Origin of the sequence: Streptomyces sp. NPDC041068 (genome assembly GCF_040647455.1) — a bacterium.
Lineage (GTDB): Bacteria > Actinomycetota > Actinomycetes > Streptomycetales > Streptomycetaceae > Streptomyces.
Genome location: NZ_JBEZCG010000008.1, coordinates 392,577 through 408,605 on the forward strand (window position 1 = coordinate 392,577; position 16,029 = coordinate 408,605).

Consider the following 16,029-nt stretch of genomic DNA (forward strand, 5'->3'; position numbering starts at 1 on the left):
TCAATACGCGCAGCCGTCGCCCGCCCCGGGCAACCTGGCGTACGTCCCTCGGCCGAGGAGGCACTGCCTCAGCACCAGCCGACCGCCTTGCTCCGCTCGTCGACGACCTTGAACGGTGGGGCCGGCAGCAGAGCGTCGCGTGAAGAGAGCCGGAGCATGGGTTCAGGTCCAAGATCTGTACCGATCCGAGGCTCTGCGCGCCGATCGTGGACCGGCTCACTGATCCGCGTTGCTCAGCTGCCCGGTCGCGTCACCGGGAGCGGGCGTACTGCCGGTTCGAGCAGTGACAAGGTCCGCTGTCGCGCGTCGAGGGCGACGCGGATACCGACCGGCATCGGCAGATTCGGGCCGGCGTGGCCGAACTCGACGTTGCCCAGGACCGGGATGTCACGGTCGCCGAGGACGTCGAGGACGATCTCGGGCAGGGTCGGAGACCCCTCGGGCGATCCGAGTCCGTCGATCTCGCGCGGGACGCCCACGACCATGCCGGAGATCCGATCGAGGACGCCACTGTGCCGCAGTACCTGGAGGTAGCTCCACACATGCGACGCATGGCCGCCCATCTCGTCCCAGAACAGCACCGCGCCGTCGAACCGTTCGAGCGGCAGCGCGAAACGCGTCGCCTGCGCCAGCACGATGCGATTCATTACCCCGCCGATCAGCCGGCCTTCGGTGCGGCCGGCACGCCAGCACTCCCACGACGGGCTGGCGGGCAGAGCACCGATCGGCTCCGTACCGGTCAGCAGCGTCGCGTAGAGCTTCTCAAGGTCTGCTCTACGTGCTGGGGGCGCGGCGTGCCAGTGCCCGCCGAGACCGGGCGTGGCCAGGTCGGCATGGAACCCGACCAGACCCGTGCGCGCGTAAAGCACCAGATGCAGCAGTGAGATGTCGCTGTAGCCGAGGATCGGCTTGGGATCGGCAGCGATCGCGTCGACGTCGATCAGGTCGAGGTAACCGAGCACCGTCGCGCCGCCGTCGTGCGCGATGATCGCGCGCACCTCAGGATCACGCAGCAGCCCATTGAACTCCTCGGCGATCTCCGCCGGCCGGGCCGCGCTCCACCAATGTTGCCGCCCTGCTTCGAGCAGGGGTGCCCGGCGCACGCGGAATCCCATCTGCTCGAGTACGACTACCGCCTGCTCGAGGTCGGGCTCGTACACGGCGTGGAGCGGTCCGGACAGCGATGCGACAACGACGAGATCTCCGGGCCTCAGGGCACGGGGGCGAAGCAGTCGAGGGAGTGCGGTGAAGGTCACCGAGGCAGTATCCCGACGCCCTCAGCACTATGCGACACATTTTCCGATGGACCGTCCAGCATGCGTTGCCTGGATACCCAGGCTGGTCCCAACGCCTGAGTCACTATGGTGTCCATCCAGCTAGCTCCTGGGCCCGGCGCAAGGCGCCATCTGGGCCCACTTGACGATGTGTTTGATCTTCGCGAACCATCCCTGAACCGGGGCCGGTTGGAGACTCCCCGGGTGGAGCCCCGAAGTGCCGCGCCGCCCTGGCCACCTGAGCGCGATGGTCCGTCGTGGGGCCCCTCCCTGACCGCTACTTGACCTCTGGGTGACGTGTCGGCGCGGCCGCGTCGGCCTTGACGACGTATACCTCCCAGGGTTCCTTTCCGGGGCCGTGGACCCAGACCTTGTCCTGGAGGGCGTAGCAGCAGGTGGTGTCCGTCTCCACCTGGGTGTCCAGGCCTTGGCCTGCCAGGCGGGTGGTGGCCGCGTGGACGTCTTCGGAGGAGGCGACTTCGACGCCGAGGTGGTCCATGCGCGTGTCCTGCCCGGGTTCGCCCTGGATGAGGACGAGCTTGAGCGGGGGTTCGGTGATGGCGAAGTTGGCGTATCCGTCGCGGAGTTTGGCCGGCTCGGCGTTGAACAGCCGGCTGTAGAAGGCGATTGATGCGTCGAGGTCGGCGACGCGCAGGGCGAGTTGCACGCGGGACATGGCGTTCCTCCTGGGGCGGTCGATGGCGCTTGGGGTGGGTCAGCAGCCGCCGGACGTAGGTGCCTGACCGGTGGCGGGAGTGCCGAGCTGGATCAGGGCCGGGGCCGGGGCCGGGGCCGAGGCGGGGGCGGGGCGCAGCAGCCGCCGGTGTCCGCCTCGTCGGTGTCGGGGGTGTCGAAGAGGCCGGCGCCGCCGCACACGCCGGTCTCGGGAAGGGTGAGTTCGATGCGGTCGGCGGAGTCGGTGTCCCCGGCGAGGGCGGCGACGACGGAGCGGACCTGTTCGTATCCGGTCATGGCGAGGAAGGTGGGGGCGCGACCGTAGGACTTCATGCCGACCAGGAAGACGCCCTGTTCGGGGTGGGACAGTTCGCGGTGGCCGTGCGGGTAGACGGTGTCGCAGGAGTGCTGGTTGGGGTCGATCAGCGGGGCCAGCTCGATGGGGGACTCAAGGCGCTCGTCGAGGCCCAGGCGGAGCTCGGAGAGAAAGGACAGGTCGGGGCGGAAGCCGGTGAGCACGATGACCTCATCGACGGCATCCAGGCGGCGGCCGTCCTCGGCGACCAGGACGAGCCGGCCCGCGGCGTCGCGCTCGATGGCCTCGGTGCGGAAGCCGGTCACCGCCTCGGCGTGCCCGTCGTCGACCGCCGCCTTGGCCGCGAGGCCGAGTGCGCCGCGGGCGGGCAGCTGGTCGGCCTCGCCGCCGCCGAAGGTGGAGCCGGAGATGCCGCGCCTCAGGACCCACAGGCCCTTGGTGTCGGTGCCGTCGTCGGCCTTGGCGAGGTCGGCCAGGTAGGCGAGGGCGGTGAAGGCGGAGGCGCCGGAGCCGATGACGGCGGTGCGCTTGCCCGCGAAACGGGCGCGTACGGCAGGGTCGTTGAGGTCGGGGACGCGGTAGGTGATCCGGTCGGCGGCGCTCTGCTCGCCGAGGGCGGGCAGGCCGCTGGCGCCCGCCGGGGAGGGGGTGGCCCAGGTGCCGGAAGCGTCGATGACGGCACGGGCGAACAGCCGTTCCTCGCGGCCGTCGCCGGTGCGCAGGTGGATGACGAAGGGCTGGGCCTCGCGGTCGGCGTCGACGATGCGGTCGCGCCCGGAGCGGGAGACGCCGGTGACGGTGGTGTTCGTGCGGACCCTTTCGCCCAGGGCGTCGGCGAGCGGCCGCAGGTAGTCATTCGCCCAGTCGCCGCCGGAGGGGTAGGTGGCCGGGTCGGGGCGGGTCCAGCCGGTGGGGGCGAGGAGCTTCTCGGCGGAGGGGTCGACGACCTCGCCCCAGGTGGAGAAGAGCCGCACGTGCGACCACTCGCGCACGGCCGCGCCGACGTGGGGGCCTGCTTCCAGGACGAGCGGCTCGATGCCCTGCGCGACGAGGTGGGCGGCGGCGGCCAGCCCGATGGGCCCGGCCCCGATCACGACGACGGGCAGTTCGGCGGTGGCAGGCGCGGTCACGGCGACCCCTTGTTTGTTTCGATGGATGTCGATGGGTTGTGCGGTCAGCATCGCACCTGCTTCGATAAGCGTCAACATAGACATTCGTCGAAACAGTGGGTTGGGTTATGCGGTACGCCGACATCGCCGTGATCGGTGGCGGACGGTCCGGGCCGGCCATCGCGTGCACGAGCGGCTGCTCAACTGGCGCCGCCCTGTCGGTCCTGCCTGTCCTGCTGCCGGGCACCGGTCTTCTCCAACAGCTGCGCGGGCGACGGCAGATGGCGGCCTACTCGACTCGTCCCCGCACCACGCCAGTCATCGTTCCCTTCGCCGCTCACGCCATGAGCGGCCCGGGCGCCACTGCCCGCGACTACGCAGACTCCTGTCGCGGCAGAGGCCTCACCGCGTGCACTTGAGTCGGCGAGCGGTGCCAACGCAAGTGCACCGTCGCAGTCACCGTCACAGCCGGCGTCGGAGAACTGTGCGGAATCCCCTTGCTCAATGGTCAAGAATCGTTGACCATTGAGCGCATGCCTGCTGATGATCTTCCCGAGACGTTTCACGTCACCACTGACGAGCAGCTACGCGCCGTCTCCAATCTCACCCGTCACCGGATCATGGCCGTGCTCCGCTTCGAACCGGCGACGATCACGCAGATCGCCGAACGGGTGGGCCTCGCGAAGGGGAGCTCCAGCTATCACGTGAGGCTGCTGGAGCGGGCCGGCCTGGTGAAGGTGGTGCGGACGCGGAAGGTGCGGGGGGTCACCGAGCGGTACTACGCGATGTCCGCCCGGTCGATCGTGCTGCCGGATCCGGGCGATGGAGGGCCGGATGTGCTGATGCGGCATGCCGTGGCGGACCTGGAGGCAGCGCCGGCGGCGAGCGAGCGGCACGTACGGATGGCGCATCTGCGGCTCACCGAGGAGCAGTTCGCGGAGCTGGGGGCACGGCTGCAGGCGCTGGCGGACGAGTACAGGGAGCTGTCCGATCCGTCGCTGCCGGACGCGTCGCTCGTCTTCGCCCTGTTCCACCCGGCACCGCGCGAACAGGCTGAAGGTGACGCCAAGTGACCTCAGACAGAAGGAAGTTGCCGCCCGGGTTCGGACGGCTGTGGACCGCGCAGACGGTGTCCTCGCTCGGTGACGGGGTGTCGCATGCCGCGCTGCCGCTGCTCGCGTTGACGTTGACGCGCGATCCGATGGCACTCGCTGTCGTCACGGCCGCCGGCACGCTGCCGTGGCTGTTCTTCGGGGTGCTCGGCGGCGCACTGGTGGACCGCTGGGACCGTCAACGCACGATGTGGGTCGCCGACGCGGCGCGCGCGGTGCTGCTCGCGATACCGGCGGCAGCGGCCGCGCTCGATGTGCTGAGCATTCCACTGCTCGCGGCCGTCGCCTTCCTGCTCGGCCTCGGCGCACTCTTCTTCGACACCGCCGCCACCGCCTATCTGCCGGATCTGCTCGGCCGCGACCCCGCACTCCTGGAGCGCGCCAACTCCCGCCTGCGCGGCGCCCAGACCGCCATGTCCGGCTTCGCGGGCCCGCCTGCGGGCAGTGCCCTGCTCGCGCTCGGCCGGGCGGTTCCGCTGTTTGCCGACGCGGTGTCGTTCGCGCTCTCCGCACTGCTCGTACGGTCGCTGCCCGCCGCACCCCGGCCCGCACCGCAGGCCCGTGAGTCGCTGCTGCGCCAGGCGCGGGCCGGAGCCTCGTACGTATTCCGGGATCAGTTGCTGCTCGGGCTCGCGCTGCGTCCAGCGGTCGGGAACATCGCCTTCCTCGCCGTGGAGACCGTACTCGCCCTCTTCGCGCACGACCGCCTCGGCATCGACACCTTCGGCTTCGGCCTGCTCCTCACGGCGGAGGCCACCGGCGGTCTGCTCGGTGCGGGCATCGCCTCCTTCCTCGGCCGACGGCTCGGCACCGGAACCGCGCTCACCTGCACGGCCGCAGCCGAAGGACTCGCCATCCTGGGGCTCGCCGCCGCCCCGAACCCGTATGTCGCGGGCCTCGCGCTCGCCGTCTGCGGAGCGGGCATGGGCGCCACCATGGTGCTCGGCCCCTCCCTCCGGCAGGCGATCGTCCCCGCCCACCTGATGGGTCGAGTCGCCTCCACCTCCCGCATGCTCGCCATGTGCGCCGCCCCGTTCGGCGCCTTCCTCGGTGGCTGGCTGGCCACCGCCTACGACGTACGCACCCCGCTCTACACCGCCGCCGGTCTCCTCCTCGCCATGACCGCCGTCACGTCGACCATGACCAGCAACCGCCGGGTCGAAGCGGCGCTGCGTAGTGCTGCCCCGGCCAGTGGTCCAAGCCGCCCGGAATCCGGGGATCCTGTTCAGGAGGGCGCACCCGAACCGTTGTGACCCTTTCGCGGAAGGCGTCACGACAGTGTGGCGCGGGCGTCGACCGGTGGGGTGGGTCGTCGTCAGTGCCGGCGCCACTGGTCCGGGCCCTGCCGGGAAGCCCGCGAGGGCCCGTACATCCTCATTGCTGTGCGTACGACGCCCCACCCAACTGGTCATCGCCGACGGCCGCTACCGCAGCGCTGCGGCGCCCCGACCGGCGTGCGCTGTTCACGGCGATCGAGGGCGTGAAGGCAGGCCGACCGGACGGCCTCGAGCGGCAGCGCAGCCTGTCGTAGAACTCGTTGCGCGGCGTGGGGCGGGGTGGGACCCGTGTTGCCCACCCGCTTGGTGGCCGCGGGGTCGGGGTCGGCAGGGCCTGACCTCACCCGCTGTTTCGACGTGTGTCAACATAGACGTATGTCGAATGCGAAGGCGCTGCCGCTGCTCGAACCGGTCGATCAGGGCGCCGCACCGTGCTGCCCGCCGCTGACCGAGCGGCCCTTCTCCGCGGAGGAGGCCGAGACCGCGGCCCGGATGTTCAAGGCGCTCGGCGACCCGGTCCGCCTGCGCCTGTTCTCGCTCGTCGCCTCCCACGAGGGCGGGGAAGCCTGTGTCTGCGACATCTCCGACGTCGGGGTCTCCCAGCCGACCATCTCCCACCACCTCAAGAAGCTCAAGGAAGCCGGGCTGCTCACCTCCGAGCGGCGCGGCACCTGGGTCTACTACCGCGTCGAGCCCTCCGTGCTCGCCGCCATGGGGCAACTGCTGGCCCTGCGCCCTGCGGCTAACGACGCTGTCTGACGGCACCCCGGTGCGCGCTCACAAGGACCGCACGGACATGCACGGCCCTGGACCGGCTCCGCCCTTTCAGGGACGAACGTCGGGGACGGTCTGTCCCCAAGCCTCTGATCTGCAGCTCTCTGTAACCGAATTGGTGATGGCAGAGGTATCACAGCGAGACGTTGCGGAGGGCGAGAGCCGCTCCGCCTGCCGCCTCAGTACTGTGACTTCGCATGACCGACACCGAGATCGAGATCACCGCAGACCTCGTCCATGACCTGCTGCAGGAGCAGCATCCAGACCTGGCAGGGCTGGCCATCCGCGAAGTGGCGGGCGGCTGGGGCAACCAAATGTGGCGTCTCGGGGACGAGTTGGCCGTGCGCATGCAGCGTATGGACCCCACCCCGGAGCTCCAGCTCAAGGAGCGGCGGTGGCTGCCCGTGCTGGCCCCGCGCCTGCCGCTCCCGGTGCCGATGCCGGTGCGGTTCGGCGAACCCTCCGAGCGCTTCCCCAAGCACTGGACCGTGATGACGTGGGTTCCCGGCGAGCCGCTGGACCACGGCTCGATCAGCCGGGGCGCACACGCGGCCGACACGCTGGCGGGTTTCCTCCGGGCGCTCCATGTGGAGGCGCCCGCCGAGGCGCCGATCGCCACGGACCGCGGTGCCCATCCCAGGAACTGTACGGACGGCTTCGAGTACTTCTTCCAGGCCGTTGCCCCCGACGACATCGCTGCCGAGGTCCGGGCCGTCTGGGCCGAAGCGGTTGCGTCCCACGCGTGGGAGGGCCCGCCGGTGTGGGTGCACGGCGATCTCCATCCCGCGAACGTCGTCGTCTCGTACGGAACGCTCTCGGGCGTCGTCGACTTCGGCGAGCTGTTCGCCGGCGACCCGGCGTGGGACCTCGCCGCCGCATGGGTGCTGCTGCCCGCGGGCACGGCCTCACGGTTCTTCGACGCGTACGCGCATGCAGACGAGTCGGCGATCCGGCGCGCCCGCGGGCTGGCCGCTATGAAGAGCCTCTTCCTGATGCTCATGGGACAGAACGGAGACCGGGGCCTTCCCGGCGGCAAGCCGAACTGGGGACCTGTAGGCCGGGCGGCACTTGATCGTGTTCTGAAGGGCCTTTGATTCACGCTTCTTTGGACTTTTTCTCGATCTCGATTCAGGGGCGTGCGGCAGCCCACCTTCGTGGGTTCATCGACACTCCTCGCTGAGGGCATCTGCCACGGGGGAAGGCTTTGTCTTCCGGCGTGATGATCTCGATGGCGCGACTCGGACGAACGGCCCTCGCGTACGTTCGAACGGCCCTTGAGCCCGTTTGCGTACTTGTGAGCGCGGGGCCTGTGCGCGCCGAAGCGTCCCATTTCGGCGTTCCAGGCAGACCACGTTTCCCCAGAGCAACGCCCATTGCGGCGTTCCAGCGTCCCGAAGTGCCCAGATCCAGTGGTGGCCGGGACGGATCACACTGCAAGTTCGGGTTGTTCACGTGGCCCGCCCACCGAGTTGGGGGGTGGGCCAGAGTTCGGGGTGCGCCCGTGTGCCGGCGCGCCCGTGTCACTGGAGATTGTCATGCGGCGTCTTGCCACCGTACTCGGCGTACTCGGCGTACTCGGCGCGAGCGTTCTGCTCACGCTCGGTCTGGCGCAACCGGCCTCTACCCCGCGACCGGAACCCTGAGCATCAACGGTCGCATCATCGACAACCCCACCGGCTGCAATACCGGTTCAATTCCTGGAAATCCCGCCGTGGTCGGCAACTGCACCAGCAGCATCGCGTACGTCTTCTCGGATCCGTTCTGTGTGAACGTTGTCAGCGTGGTGATGCCACGCACTTGCGCGGAAGTACCCCGAGGGCGGTCCGTCCTCTATCTCTGAGCCTCCACGCGACCCTGGGTGACGAGGACTGTCGCACACCGGATACAGGCAGAAAGCCGCCCGGTATCGGTCGTCTGCAGCGGTGGCGAGCAAGTGCAGCTCGGAGGACGAGTTCCGGGTGGTCGAGCTCGGCCCGGCTGGTGACCCTACGGTGGCGCCGCCGTCTTCAACCTCGCCTACACCATCGACACCAGCGGCGAGAGCCTCACGAGCCCGACCAACATCGAGGTGACGCCCCCCAACGAGACCCACAGCGTGACCCTGGAGTGGCCCTCGGGCGCGGGTGACATCAAGGGCGCCTACACCGACGTCCAGGTGTACCCCACCCACACCACCCACTAGGCGTGACGCTCGCGGTCGGCCCCGGTGACCAACCGCCGTATCCGGCCGGGATCCAGGCCCTTCAGCCGGCAGCCGGCGCGTGTCGGCGACGCCTGGCCTGCCCCGTGCGCGGCAGTTCTCGACTTGTTCACCGTTTCAGCGCGGGCCCACGCCGGTCATGCGTAGGAGCGGTGAGCCCGAGGACTCAGGGTAGGGCTGTGAGCTTGCCAGGCCCTCCGAACGTTCTGACCGAGCAGGGGAGAGAGAATCCGGGCATGGTGATGGCACGGCACTGGTACTCCTCCTCGCCCGTCGTGGACGGGCATCCGCTCCTGGACGAGCCGGATTTCTGGCCCCGCGCACTTGGCGGGCCTGTACGAAGGTTTCGCCCCGGAGGCCTTCGGCGCGGACGCGGGTGACGCCGATGCCATGCTGGACAAGCTTCACGATCCGTCGGCGTGGCCGGTGTTCACGGTGCCTTTGACCGACGGCTCGGCGATCGTCGTGCACTACAACAGCGGTGAAGAGTTCACGACCACGGATCACTTCCTCACGCATCCCGGCTGGAGCCAGGACCTTGTCCTGGCCAGCGACGATGAGGACCGTATCGGCCCAGGGCTGTGCTGGCCCGAGCTCGCCGCACTGCTGGAGGCCCCGCAAGATGCCACCGGTGTCACCGATCCCCATCGCCGACTTCTTCTCCTCCTGCCTGTGCTCGGGGACGCGGCGGCCTCGGAGGACGCGGTGGCCGCAGTTGCCCAGGCGCTCGTTGCTCAGGGTGCTCCCGAGGCGAGCGAGCCATTGGCCAGACGCCTGCTCCAAGGGCACCCCATGTGGGGCGCCCAGGACTGGTGGTTCGACCCGGACGAACAGAGCTGGATCTGCGAGGGCGATCACAGTCCCCGCAAAGTGCCTCTGGGAGAGCACCTTCCTCCGCAGCAGCGGGCTGCTCTCGAAGCCTGCCTCACACTTCGTGATCGGGCAGACGCCGCCGACTCCAACAGTCGGACCGTTGCGGCTGGTTGGAGCCTCCGGACCGGGCCGCCGGGTGGGTGCGTGAGACGATCGGGAAACAGGCCAGAAGGAGAGGAAATTCATGGGGGACAAGGGTCGGCTGCATGCCAGTGAGGAACTGGCGGGGGTGCTGGAGCGGATCGACGCGCTCGGCGGGATGCTCGATGAACGGGCCGATGCCGCCGAGGAGTTGGGGAGGCTGCCGGAGGAAACGGCGCGGGTGCTGCTGGACACGGGGATCGTACGGGCCGAGCTTCCGCTGAGCCTCGGGGGATACGAGTTCGCGCCGCGGCAGCTGATCGAGACGGCGGAGCGTGTGAGTTACCACGACGCCGCTGCCGGGTGGACCATGTTCGCGCTGCAGATGATGACCGGGACCACAGCGGCGTACCTCGCCGGGGACGCGGCGGCCGAACTGTTCCCCGACGTGCCGAACGGGAAGTACGCGCTGCTCTCCGGGCACGGCACACGCCCCGGCCTGGCCGTCCCCGTGGAGGGCGGCTACCGGGTCAGCGGCCAGTGGCAGTTCGCCTCAGGGATGGCGCACGCCACCCACATCCACAGCGCGATCCAGGTCGAGGGCACCGGTGAGCTTCGGGTCCTCGCGATGCCGAAGTCGCAGGTGACCCTGGACGGCAACTGGGACGTGCTCGGGCTGCGCGCGACACACAGCATCGACTACCACTGCACCGATGTGTACGTACCGCACGAGTACACCTACGTCGCGACCACGGACACCCCGGTCAACGGCGGCGCCGTATACCGCCTCGGCCTGGTCAACATGTCGGCGATCGGGCACACGGGCTGGGCCCTCGGTGTCGGCCGGCGGCTCCTGGACGAGCTGAAGCGGGTCGCCGCGGCGCGGACCGGTTCGCGGGGCGCCGCGGTCGACACCTCCCAGTTCCACGCCGAGTACGCGACCGCGGAGGCCGGGCTTCGGGCGGTCCGGGCGTGGGCGGACGACGTCTGGCGGGACGTCGAACAGACCCTGGACCAGGGTGAGTTGCCGAGCACGGAGCAGGACACTCTGATCCGTCTCGTCCTGAACCACACGACCTCGACCGTGTGCGAGGTGGGCCGCACCGTGCACCGCTGGGCCGGCTCGGCGGCGATCCGCCGAGGCCCGGTCGACCGCTTCCTGCGCGACCTCGGGACGGGCGCGCAGCACATCACGTCGAGCCCGGTCGTGCTCCAGAACTGCGGCAAGTGGCTGAGCGGCGCCCAGCCGGACGCCCGGTGGAGTTTCCTCGACCTGATCTGACCATCCCGGGGGCCGGTGAGCGAGGGCCCACCCCCTGGGGCCCCGCGGCCTCCGCCGCCGACCGGGCGGACCGCTATGCCGTTCGTCGACGACGCGCTCCCGTTGGATCGGTCCCGGGAACTGCTGGCGCGCATCGAGGGCGAGTGGCGCGCCGACGCAGCGGCCCCGGAGGTCGTGCGTGTCGAGATCGGCGACGACTTGGACGGTCATCTCGTGCTAGCCCGCACCGGCTTCGGCCGGGCCGAGCGCGGGGCGATCGGCTGGCTGGGATCGCGCGGGGTGACCTCCATCGTCGCTGAAACCGGGTGGTTCACCCGAGGGGAGACGGACAGTGGAACGAACGCGTTCCGCGAAGCGACTGATATGACTGGTGCATGCAGGAAGAGACCGCGCAGTCGGCGATCGACACATTCATCTCCGCGTTCAACGCCTCGGACGACAGCTACGTGACGGTGCTGCTCTCCCAAGCCCTGACCTCGGACGTGGTCCTCTGGGGACCATTGGGCCGCAGTGAGGGGATCGAAGCGGTCGAGCGGTTCGTGCTGGACATCCGGCGACATCCGGCGGGGACTGGCACGATGGTGCGCTGCTCAGCGGTGGACATGCCGGGCGAGTGGGCCAGGTACCAGTGGGTCTTCACCACGCCGGATGGAGGCCCCCGTCTGGCGGGAACGGACATCGTCCATCTGCGGCGAAGCCTCATCGACCAGATCATCGTCTTCGCGGGGGAGGTCAAACCGTCCGCCTCCTGAGCTGTTCTTCCCCGGCACTGACGGTCGACGGGGGCCGGGGCGGCCCCCGTCCATGACGTCTGGGTGCAAGTACCCCCACTTACCGGCACTGTTCGCGTCGGCCGGCCGCCAGCACGGGTGCGGCACCGATCGTTCGTCGCAGTGACACGAGTCGCGGCAGTCTTGGGTAGTGGGCAGGGGAGTGGGCGCCGCCCTGCTGGAGTCGGCTGAGGTGCCCCTGCCGTCTGGGGACGCATGCGTGAAGAGCACGTCGACGCGGCGGCGGGCGAGACATGTCAGGGCCTGGTTGTGCCCTTTCCCCTCGTCGCGTTTCCGCTGGCAATAGGTACGGGAGGCGGGGTTGGGCAGGGCCGCGAACGCCGCCAGGAAGAACGCGCTCTTCAGCTGCTTGTTGCCGCGCCGGGACGGGTTCTCGCCGTGGACGGAGCTGCCGGATCCGGCCAGGGCGCGGTGCCGGCATCCGGCAACCACGTTACGAAGAGCGTTGCCAGAAGTTCCGGCGCCCCTGCCCCTATCGGCGAACTACCGGCGCCTCCCGGTCCGGTGACACCACGACCCGGGGTCATCCGAAAGGTAACCGGGACACCCCGTGGGGCAGGCGGGGACGGACGTGCACTCCCTCGGGCCCCTGAGGCCCCGGGCTCGGGCACGTGGCGTGAGGGGCGTTCCCGGGGTCCTCATTCCCGCTCCCCGCAACACCCCACGCCTGGCAGGCAACTGTTGCCGGACTTGCGGGCCTCGGCAGGCGTGATTGTTCCTGCTCGTGCGTGCCCAGCGGGCTGATGGACATCGAGAGACGTCCGCTGTCGTGTTCCGCCAGCCGCCAGCCGCCAGCCGCCAGCCGCCAGCCGCCAGCCGCCAGCCGCCAGCCGCCAGCCGCCCGGTGCGGTGCGACAGGTTCACCGCTCCCCAGACCTTGACAACTCGATTGGTCTGGACCAGCTTTGCGCACAGTAACGGTGACCGCCGTCATGTACTTCCGTCTTTGCGCCCTTCATTCCTTCCTGGAGGCACTCCGTGGACCGTGTACGTCAGGGCAGACCCGGTGTTCGCCGGAGATTCGGCGCGGCGATCGCCGTCGGTGCGGCCGCCGCGCTCGCCGTCACAGCGCTCGCCGCGCCCGCGCAGCCGGCATCCGCCGCAGCAGCGGAGACCGCGGCAGCCGCTGCCGCGGCGGCAGACGTCAACGTTGCCAAGAACGCCGGGTTCGAGGCGGACCTGAGTAACTGGACCTGCAGTGCGAACAGCGGCGTGGCCGTCACGTCGCCCGTGCACGGCGGCGCGAAGGCGCTCAAGGCCAGCCCCTCGGGCCAGGACACCGCCGAGTGCTCCCAGATCGTCAAGGTGAAGCCCAACGCGACGTACAAGCTGAGCAGTTGGGTGCAGGGCAGCTACGCCTACCTGGGCGCCCGCGGCACCGGTACCACCGACGTGTCGACGTGGACGCCGGGCAACACGTCCTGGCAGCAGCTCTCCACCACCTTCACCACCGGCGCGAACACCACGTCGGTCACCGTGTACACACACGGCTGGTACGGACAGAGCGCGTACTACGTGGACGACGTGAGCGTCTTCGGGCCCGACGGGGGCGGCGGCACCGACCCGGTGGAGATACCGGCCGTGCCGACCGGCCTCGCGGCGGGCACGACGACGTCCACGTCGGTGGACCTGTCCTGGACCCCGGTGTCCACGGCCACCGGCTACACCGTCTACCGTGACGGCGCGAAGGTCGCCCAGGTCAGCGGTGCTTCCACGACCGTCACCGGCCTCACGCCGGACACCACGTACAGCTTCCGGGTGAGTGCCTCGAACGCGGCGGGTGAGTCCGCGAAGTCGACGGCGGTGTCCGCACGGACCGCCAAGGGTGATGGCGGCGGAGACGGCACCGTGCCCAGGCACGCGCTGACCGGCTACTGGCAGAACTTCAACAACGGAGCGACGGTGCAGAAGTTGCGGGACGTGTCCTCGCAGTACGACATCGTCGCCGTCTCCTTCGCCGACGCGACCAGCACGCCGGGGCAGATCACCTTCAACCTGGACCCGGCGGTCGGCTACGCCTCAACCGCCGACTTCAAGGCGGACATCGCCGCGAAGAAGGCCGCGGGCAAGTCGGTGATCCTCTCGGTCGGCGGCGAGAAGGGCACCATCTCCGTCAACAGTGACGCCTCCGCGACGGCGTTCGCCAACAGCGCCTACGCGCTGATGCAGGAGTACGGGTTCAATGGCGTCGACATCGACCTGGAGAACGGCCTCAACCCCACCTACATGACCAAGGCGCTGCGTCAGCTGTCGGCGAAGGCGGGTCCGAAGCTGGTGCTCACGATGGCGCCGCAGACCATCGACATGCAGTCCACGTCCGGCGGCTACTTCCAGACGGCGCTGAACGTGAAGGACATCCTCACCGTCGTCAACATGCAGTACTACAACAGCGGTTCGATGCTGGGCTGTGACGGCAAGGTCTACAGCCAGGGCAGTGTGGACTTCCTGACCGCGCTGGCCTGCATCCAGTTGGAGGGCGGCCTTGACCCGTCGCAGGTCGGGATCGGTGTCCCGGCCTCCACACGGGCCGCGGGCAGCGGGTACGTGGCCCCCTCGGTGGTGAACAACGCCCTGGACTGCCTGACCCGAGGCACCGGCTGCGGCTCGTTCAAGCCGTCGAAGACGTATCCGGCGCTGCGCGGGGCCATGACGTGGTCGACGAACTGGGACGCGACGGCAGGTAGTACGTGGTCGAACGCCGTCGGCCCGAAGGTGCACGGCCTTCCCTAGCGGAGGGGTGTCCGGGGCGGGTGACCGCCCCGGACAGCGGACAGCGGACAGCGGACAGCGGACAGCGGCCGTTCTGGGGCTGCCACGCTCTTGCGGTGGGTTGTAGTGTCCATGACTATTGGGTGCATGTCGCAGCAGACGGGCACTTCCCGGCGTACCGTCCTGACCGCAGCCGCGGCCGCCACCACGGCCGGAGCCGTCGGCCTGCAGACGGTCACCGCCGCCGCCCGCGACGGCGCGGGCCCCACCGCGCAGGAACCGCCGCGCGAACTGCGCGCGATCCTGCGGGAGATCGACCACCGGCGCATCGAGGCGACGGTGCGGCGGCTCGCCGCGTTCGGCACCCGGCACACGCTCTCCTCGCAGGACGATCCCGTACGCGGCATCGGCGCCGCTCGCGACTGGATCCTCGCCGAGCTGCGGCGCCACGCGCGGCCCTCGGGCGGGCGGATGAGCGTCGAACTCCAGTCCTACGTCCAGGAACCGGGCCCGCGCATTCCCACTCCGACGCGGATCACCAACGTCGTGGCCACACTGCGCGGTTCGTCGTCCCCCGACCGCCTGTACGTCGTCTCCGGGCACTACGACTCGCGTGCCAGCGACGTCATGGACTTCACGAGCGACGCGCCCGGAGCCGACGACGACGCCTCCGGGGTCGCGCTCGTCATGGAACTCGCGCGCGTCATGGCGACCCGGCGCGTCGGCGCGACGCTCGTGTTCGCGGCCGTCGCGGGCGAGGAACAGGGGCTGTTCGGCGCGGCGCACATGGCAGAGCAGTTCAAGCAGGGCAAGGCCGACGTCCAGGGGATGTTCACCAATGACATCGTCGGCAGCTCCACCGCCGACGACGGCACCCGAGACCCACGCACGATCCGCCTCTTCGCGGAGGGCGTCCCCTCGTCCGAAACGCCGGAGGAGGCCGCCGTCAGACGCTCGGTGGGCGGCGAGAACGACTCACCGTCACGCCAGCTCGCCCGCTTCGTCGAGGACGTGGCCGCGAACGACGCGACCGGGATGCGGGTGCGCGTCGTGTACCGCCGCGACCGCTACCTGCGCGGCGGAGACCACATCCCCTTCCTCGAACGCGCCTATCCCGCCGCCCGGTTCACCGAGCCCGCCGAGGACTACGCCCACCAGCACCAGGACGTCCGTGTGGTGGACGGCAAGCAGTACGGGGACCTGCCGGAGTTCTGCGACTTCCCCTTCGTCGCGCGCGTCGCCCGCGTCAACGCCGCCGCCCTGTGGAGCCTCGCCCAGGCCCCCGGCACCCCGCGCGGTGCGAAGATCCTCACCGCCGCGCTGACCAACGAGACCGAGCTGGTGTGGGAGCGCGGCACCGAGGCCGATCTCGCCGGGTACGAAGTCGTGTGGCGCGAGACGACCGACACCGCCTGGACCCATGTGATCGACGTCGGCGACGCCACCCGTCACACCGTCGACCTGTCCAAGGACAACGTCTTCTTCGGCGTCCGCGCGGTCGGCCGCTCCGGCCTGCGCAGCCCCGTGGCGTTTCCCGCGCCGCAGCGCTGAGGCGC

General features: G+C 69.9%; 12 protein-coding genes and 2 pseudogenes. 9 read left to right on the forward strand and 5 right to left on the reverse strand.

The window, feature by feature from the left end:
- Positions 1-233: 233 nt before the first annotated feature.
- From AB0B50_RS21195 to AB0B50_RS21205, 3 genes and pseudogenes are all read right to left on the reverse strand, one after another.
- Entirely contained in the window at positions 234-1,256 is a 1,023-nt protein-coding gene (locus AB0B50_RS21195; protein WP_362333806.1) for an LD-carboxypeptidase, read from the reverse strand.
- A 295-nt stretch (positions 1,257-1,551) separates the two neighbouring features.
- Positions 1,552-1,950, reverse strand: a complete 399-nt coding sequence (locus tag AB0B50_RS21200) for an ArsI/CadI family heavy metal resistance metalloenzyme (protein ID WP_362333809.1) — start codon at positions 1,948-1,950, stop codon at positions 1,552-1,554.
- 39 nt (positions 1,951-1,989) lie between these two features.
- Positions 1,990-3,395, reverse strand: a pseudogene (locus tag AB0B50_RS21205) (NAD(P)-binding domain-containing protein).
- 512 nt (positions 3,396-3,907) lie between these two features.
- Here AB0B50_RS21205 and AB0B50_RS21210 point away from each other — a divergent pair.
- From AB0B50_RS21210 to AB0B50_RS21225, 4 genes are all read left to right on the forward strand, one after another.
- Entirely contained in the window at positions 3,908-4,447 is a 540-nt protein-coding gene (locus AB0B50_RS21210; RefSeq protein ID WP_362333812.1) for a winged helix-turn-helix domain-containing protein, read from the forward strand.
- Positions 4,444-5,739, forward strand: a complete 1,296-nt coding sequence (locus AB0B50_RS21215; protein WP_362333815.1) for an MFS transporter — start codon at positions 4,444-4,446, stop codon at positions 5,737-5,739. Before AB0B50_RS21210 ends, AB0B50_RS21215 begins: the two co-directional genes overlap by 4 nt.
- Before the next feature lie 399 nt (positions 5,740-6,138).
- Positions 6,139-6,522: a metalloregulator ArsR/SmtB family transcription factor gene (locus AB0B50_RS21220; protein WP_362333818.1), complete on the forward strand. Its 384-nt coding sequence runs from the start codon at positions 6,139-6,141 to the stop codon at positions 6,520-6,522.
- Between the two features lie 212 nt (positions 6,523-6,734).
- The gene (locus tag AB0B50_RS21225; RefSeq protein ID WP_362333821.1) at positions 6,735-7,631 is read left to right on the forward strand and encodes an aminoglycoside phosphotransferase family protein; all 897 of its coding nucleotides are present in this window, start codon (positions 6,735-6,737) and stop codon (positions 7,629-7,631) included.
- 526 nt (positions 7,632-8,157) lie between these two features.
- Here the strand turns inward: AB0B50_RS21225 and AB0B50_RS21230 are convergent.
- A complete protein-coding gene (locus AB0B50_RS21230; protein ID WP_362333824.1) occupies positions 8,158-8,334 on the reverse strand; it encodes a hypothetical protein in 177 nt (58 codons plus the stop codon).
- 727 nt (positions 8,335-9,061) lie between these two features.
- Here AB0B50_RS21230 and AB0B50_RS21235 point away from each other — a divergent pair.
- The 3 genes from AB0B50_RS21235 to AB0B50_RS21245 all read left to right on the forward strand — a co-directional run bounded on the left by AB0B50_RS21235 (position 9,062) and on the right by AB0B50_RS21245 (position 11,725).
- Positions 9,062-9,826 (forward strand): hypothetical protein, encoded by a 765-nt coding sequence (locus AB0B50_RS21235; RefSeq protein WP_362333827.1) that lies wholly within the window; start codon positions 9,062-9,064, stop codon positions 9,824-9,826.
- Positions 9,795-10,973, forward strand: coding sequence for an acyl-CoA dehydrogenase (locus AB0B50_RS21240; RefSeq protein WP_362333830.1), 1,179 nt, complete (start codon positions 9,795-9,797; stop codon positions 10,971-10,973). The genes AB0B50_RS21235 and AB0B50_RS21240 overlap by 32 nt, the downstream gene beginning before the upstream one ends.
- 374 nt (positions 10,974-11,347) lie before the next feature.
- Positions 11,348-11,725 (forward strand): nuclear transport factor 2 family protein, encoded by a 378-nt coding sequence (locus AB0B50_RS21245; RefSeq protein ID WP_362333832.1) that lies wholly within the window; start codon positions 11,348-11,350, stop codon positions 11,723-11,725.
- Positions 11,726-11,965: 240 nt separating this feature from the next.
- On the opposite strand, the pseudogene AB0B50_RS21250 reads toward AB0B50_RS21245, so the two are convergent.
- Positions 11,966-12,160 (reverse strand): annotated as a pseudogene (locus AB0B50_RS21250) (transposase); the annotation flags it as partial.
- Between the two features lie 582 nt (positions 12,161-12,742).
- On the opposite strand from AB0B50_RS21250, the gene AB0B50_RS21255 reads away from it, so the two are divergent.
- Together AB0B50_RS21255 and AB0B50_RS21260 are read left to right on the forward strand one after the other, a co-directional pair.
- Entirely contained in the window at positions 12,743-14,494 is a 1,752-nt protein-coding gene (locus AB0B50_RS21255) for a glycoside hydrolase family 18 protein (RefSeq protein WP_362333835.1), read from the forward strand.
- Between the two features lie 126 nt (positions 14,495-14,620).
- Positions 14,621-16,024: a M20/M25/M40 family metallo-hydrolase gene (locus AB0B50_RS21260; protein ID WP_362333837.1), complete on the forward strand. Its 1,404-nt coding sequence runs from the start codon at positions 14,621-14,623 to the stop codon at positions 16,022-16,024.
- The last annotated feature ends 5 nt before the right edge of the window (positions 16,025-16,029 follow it).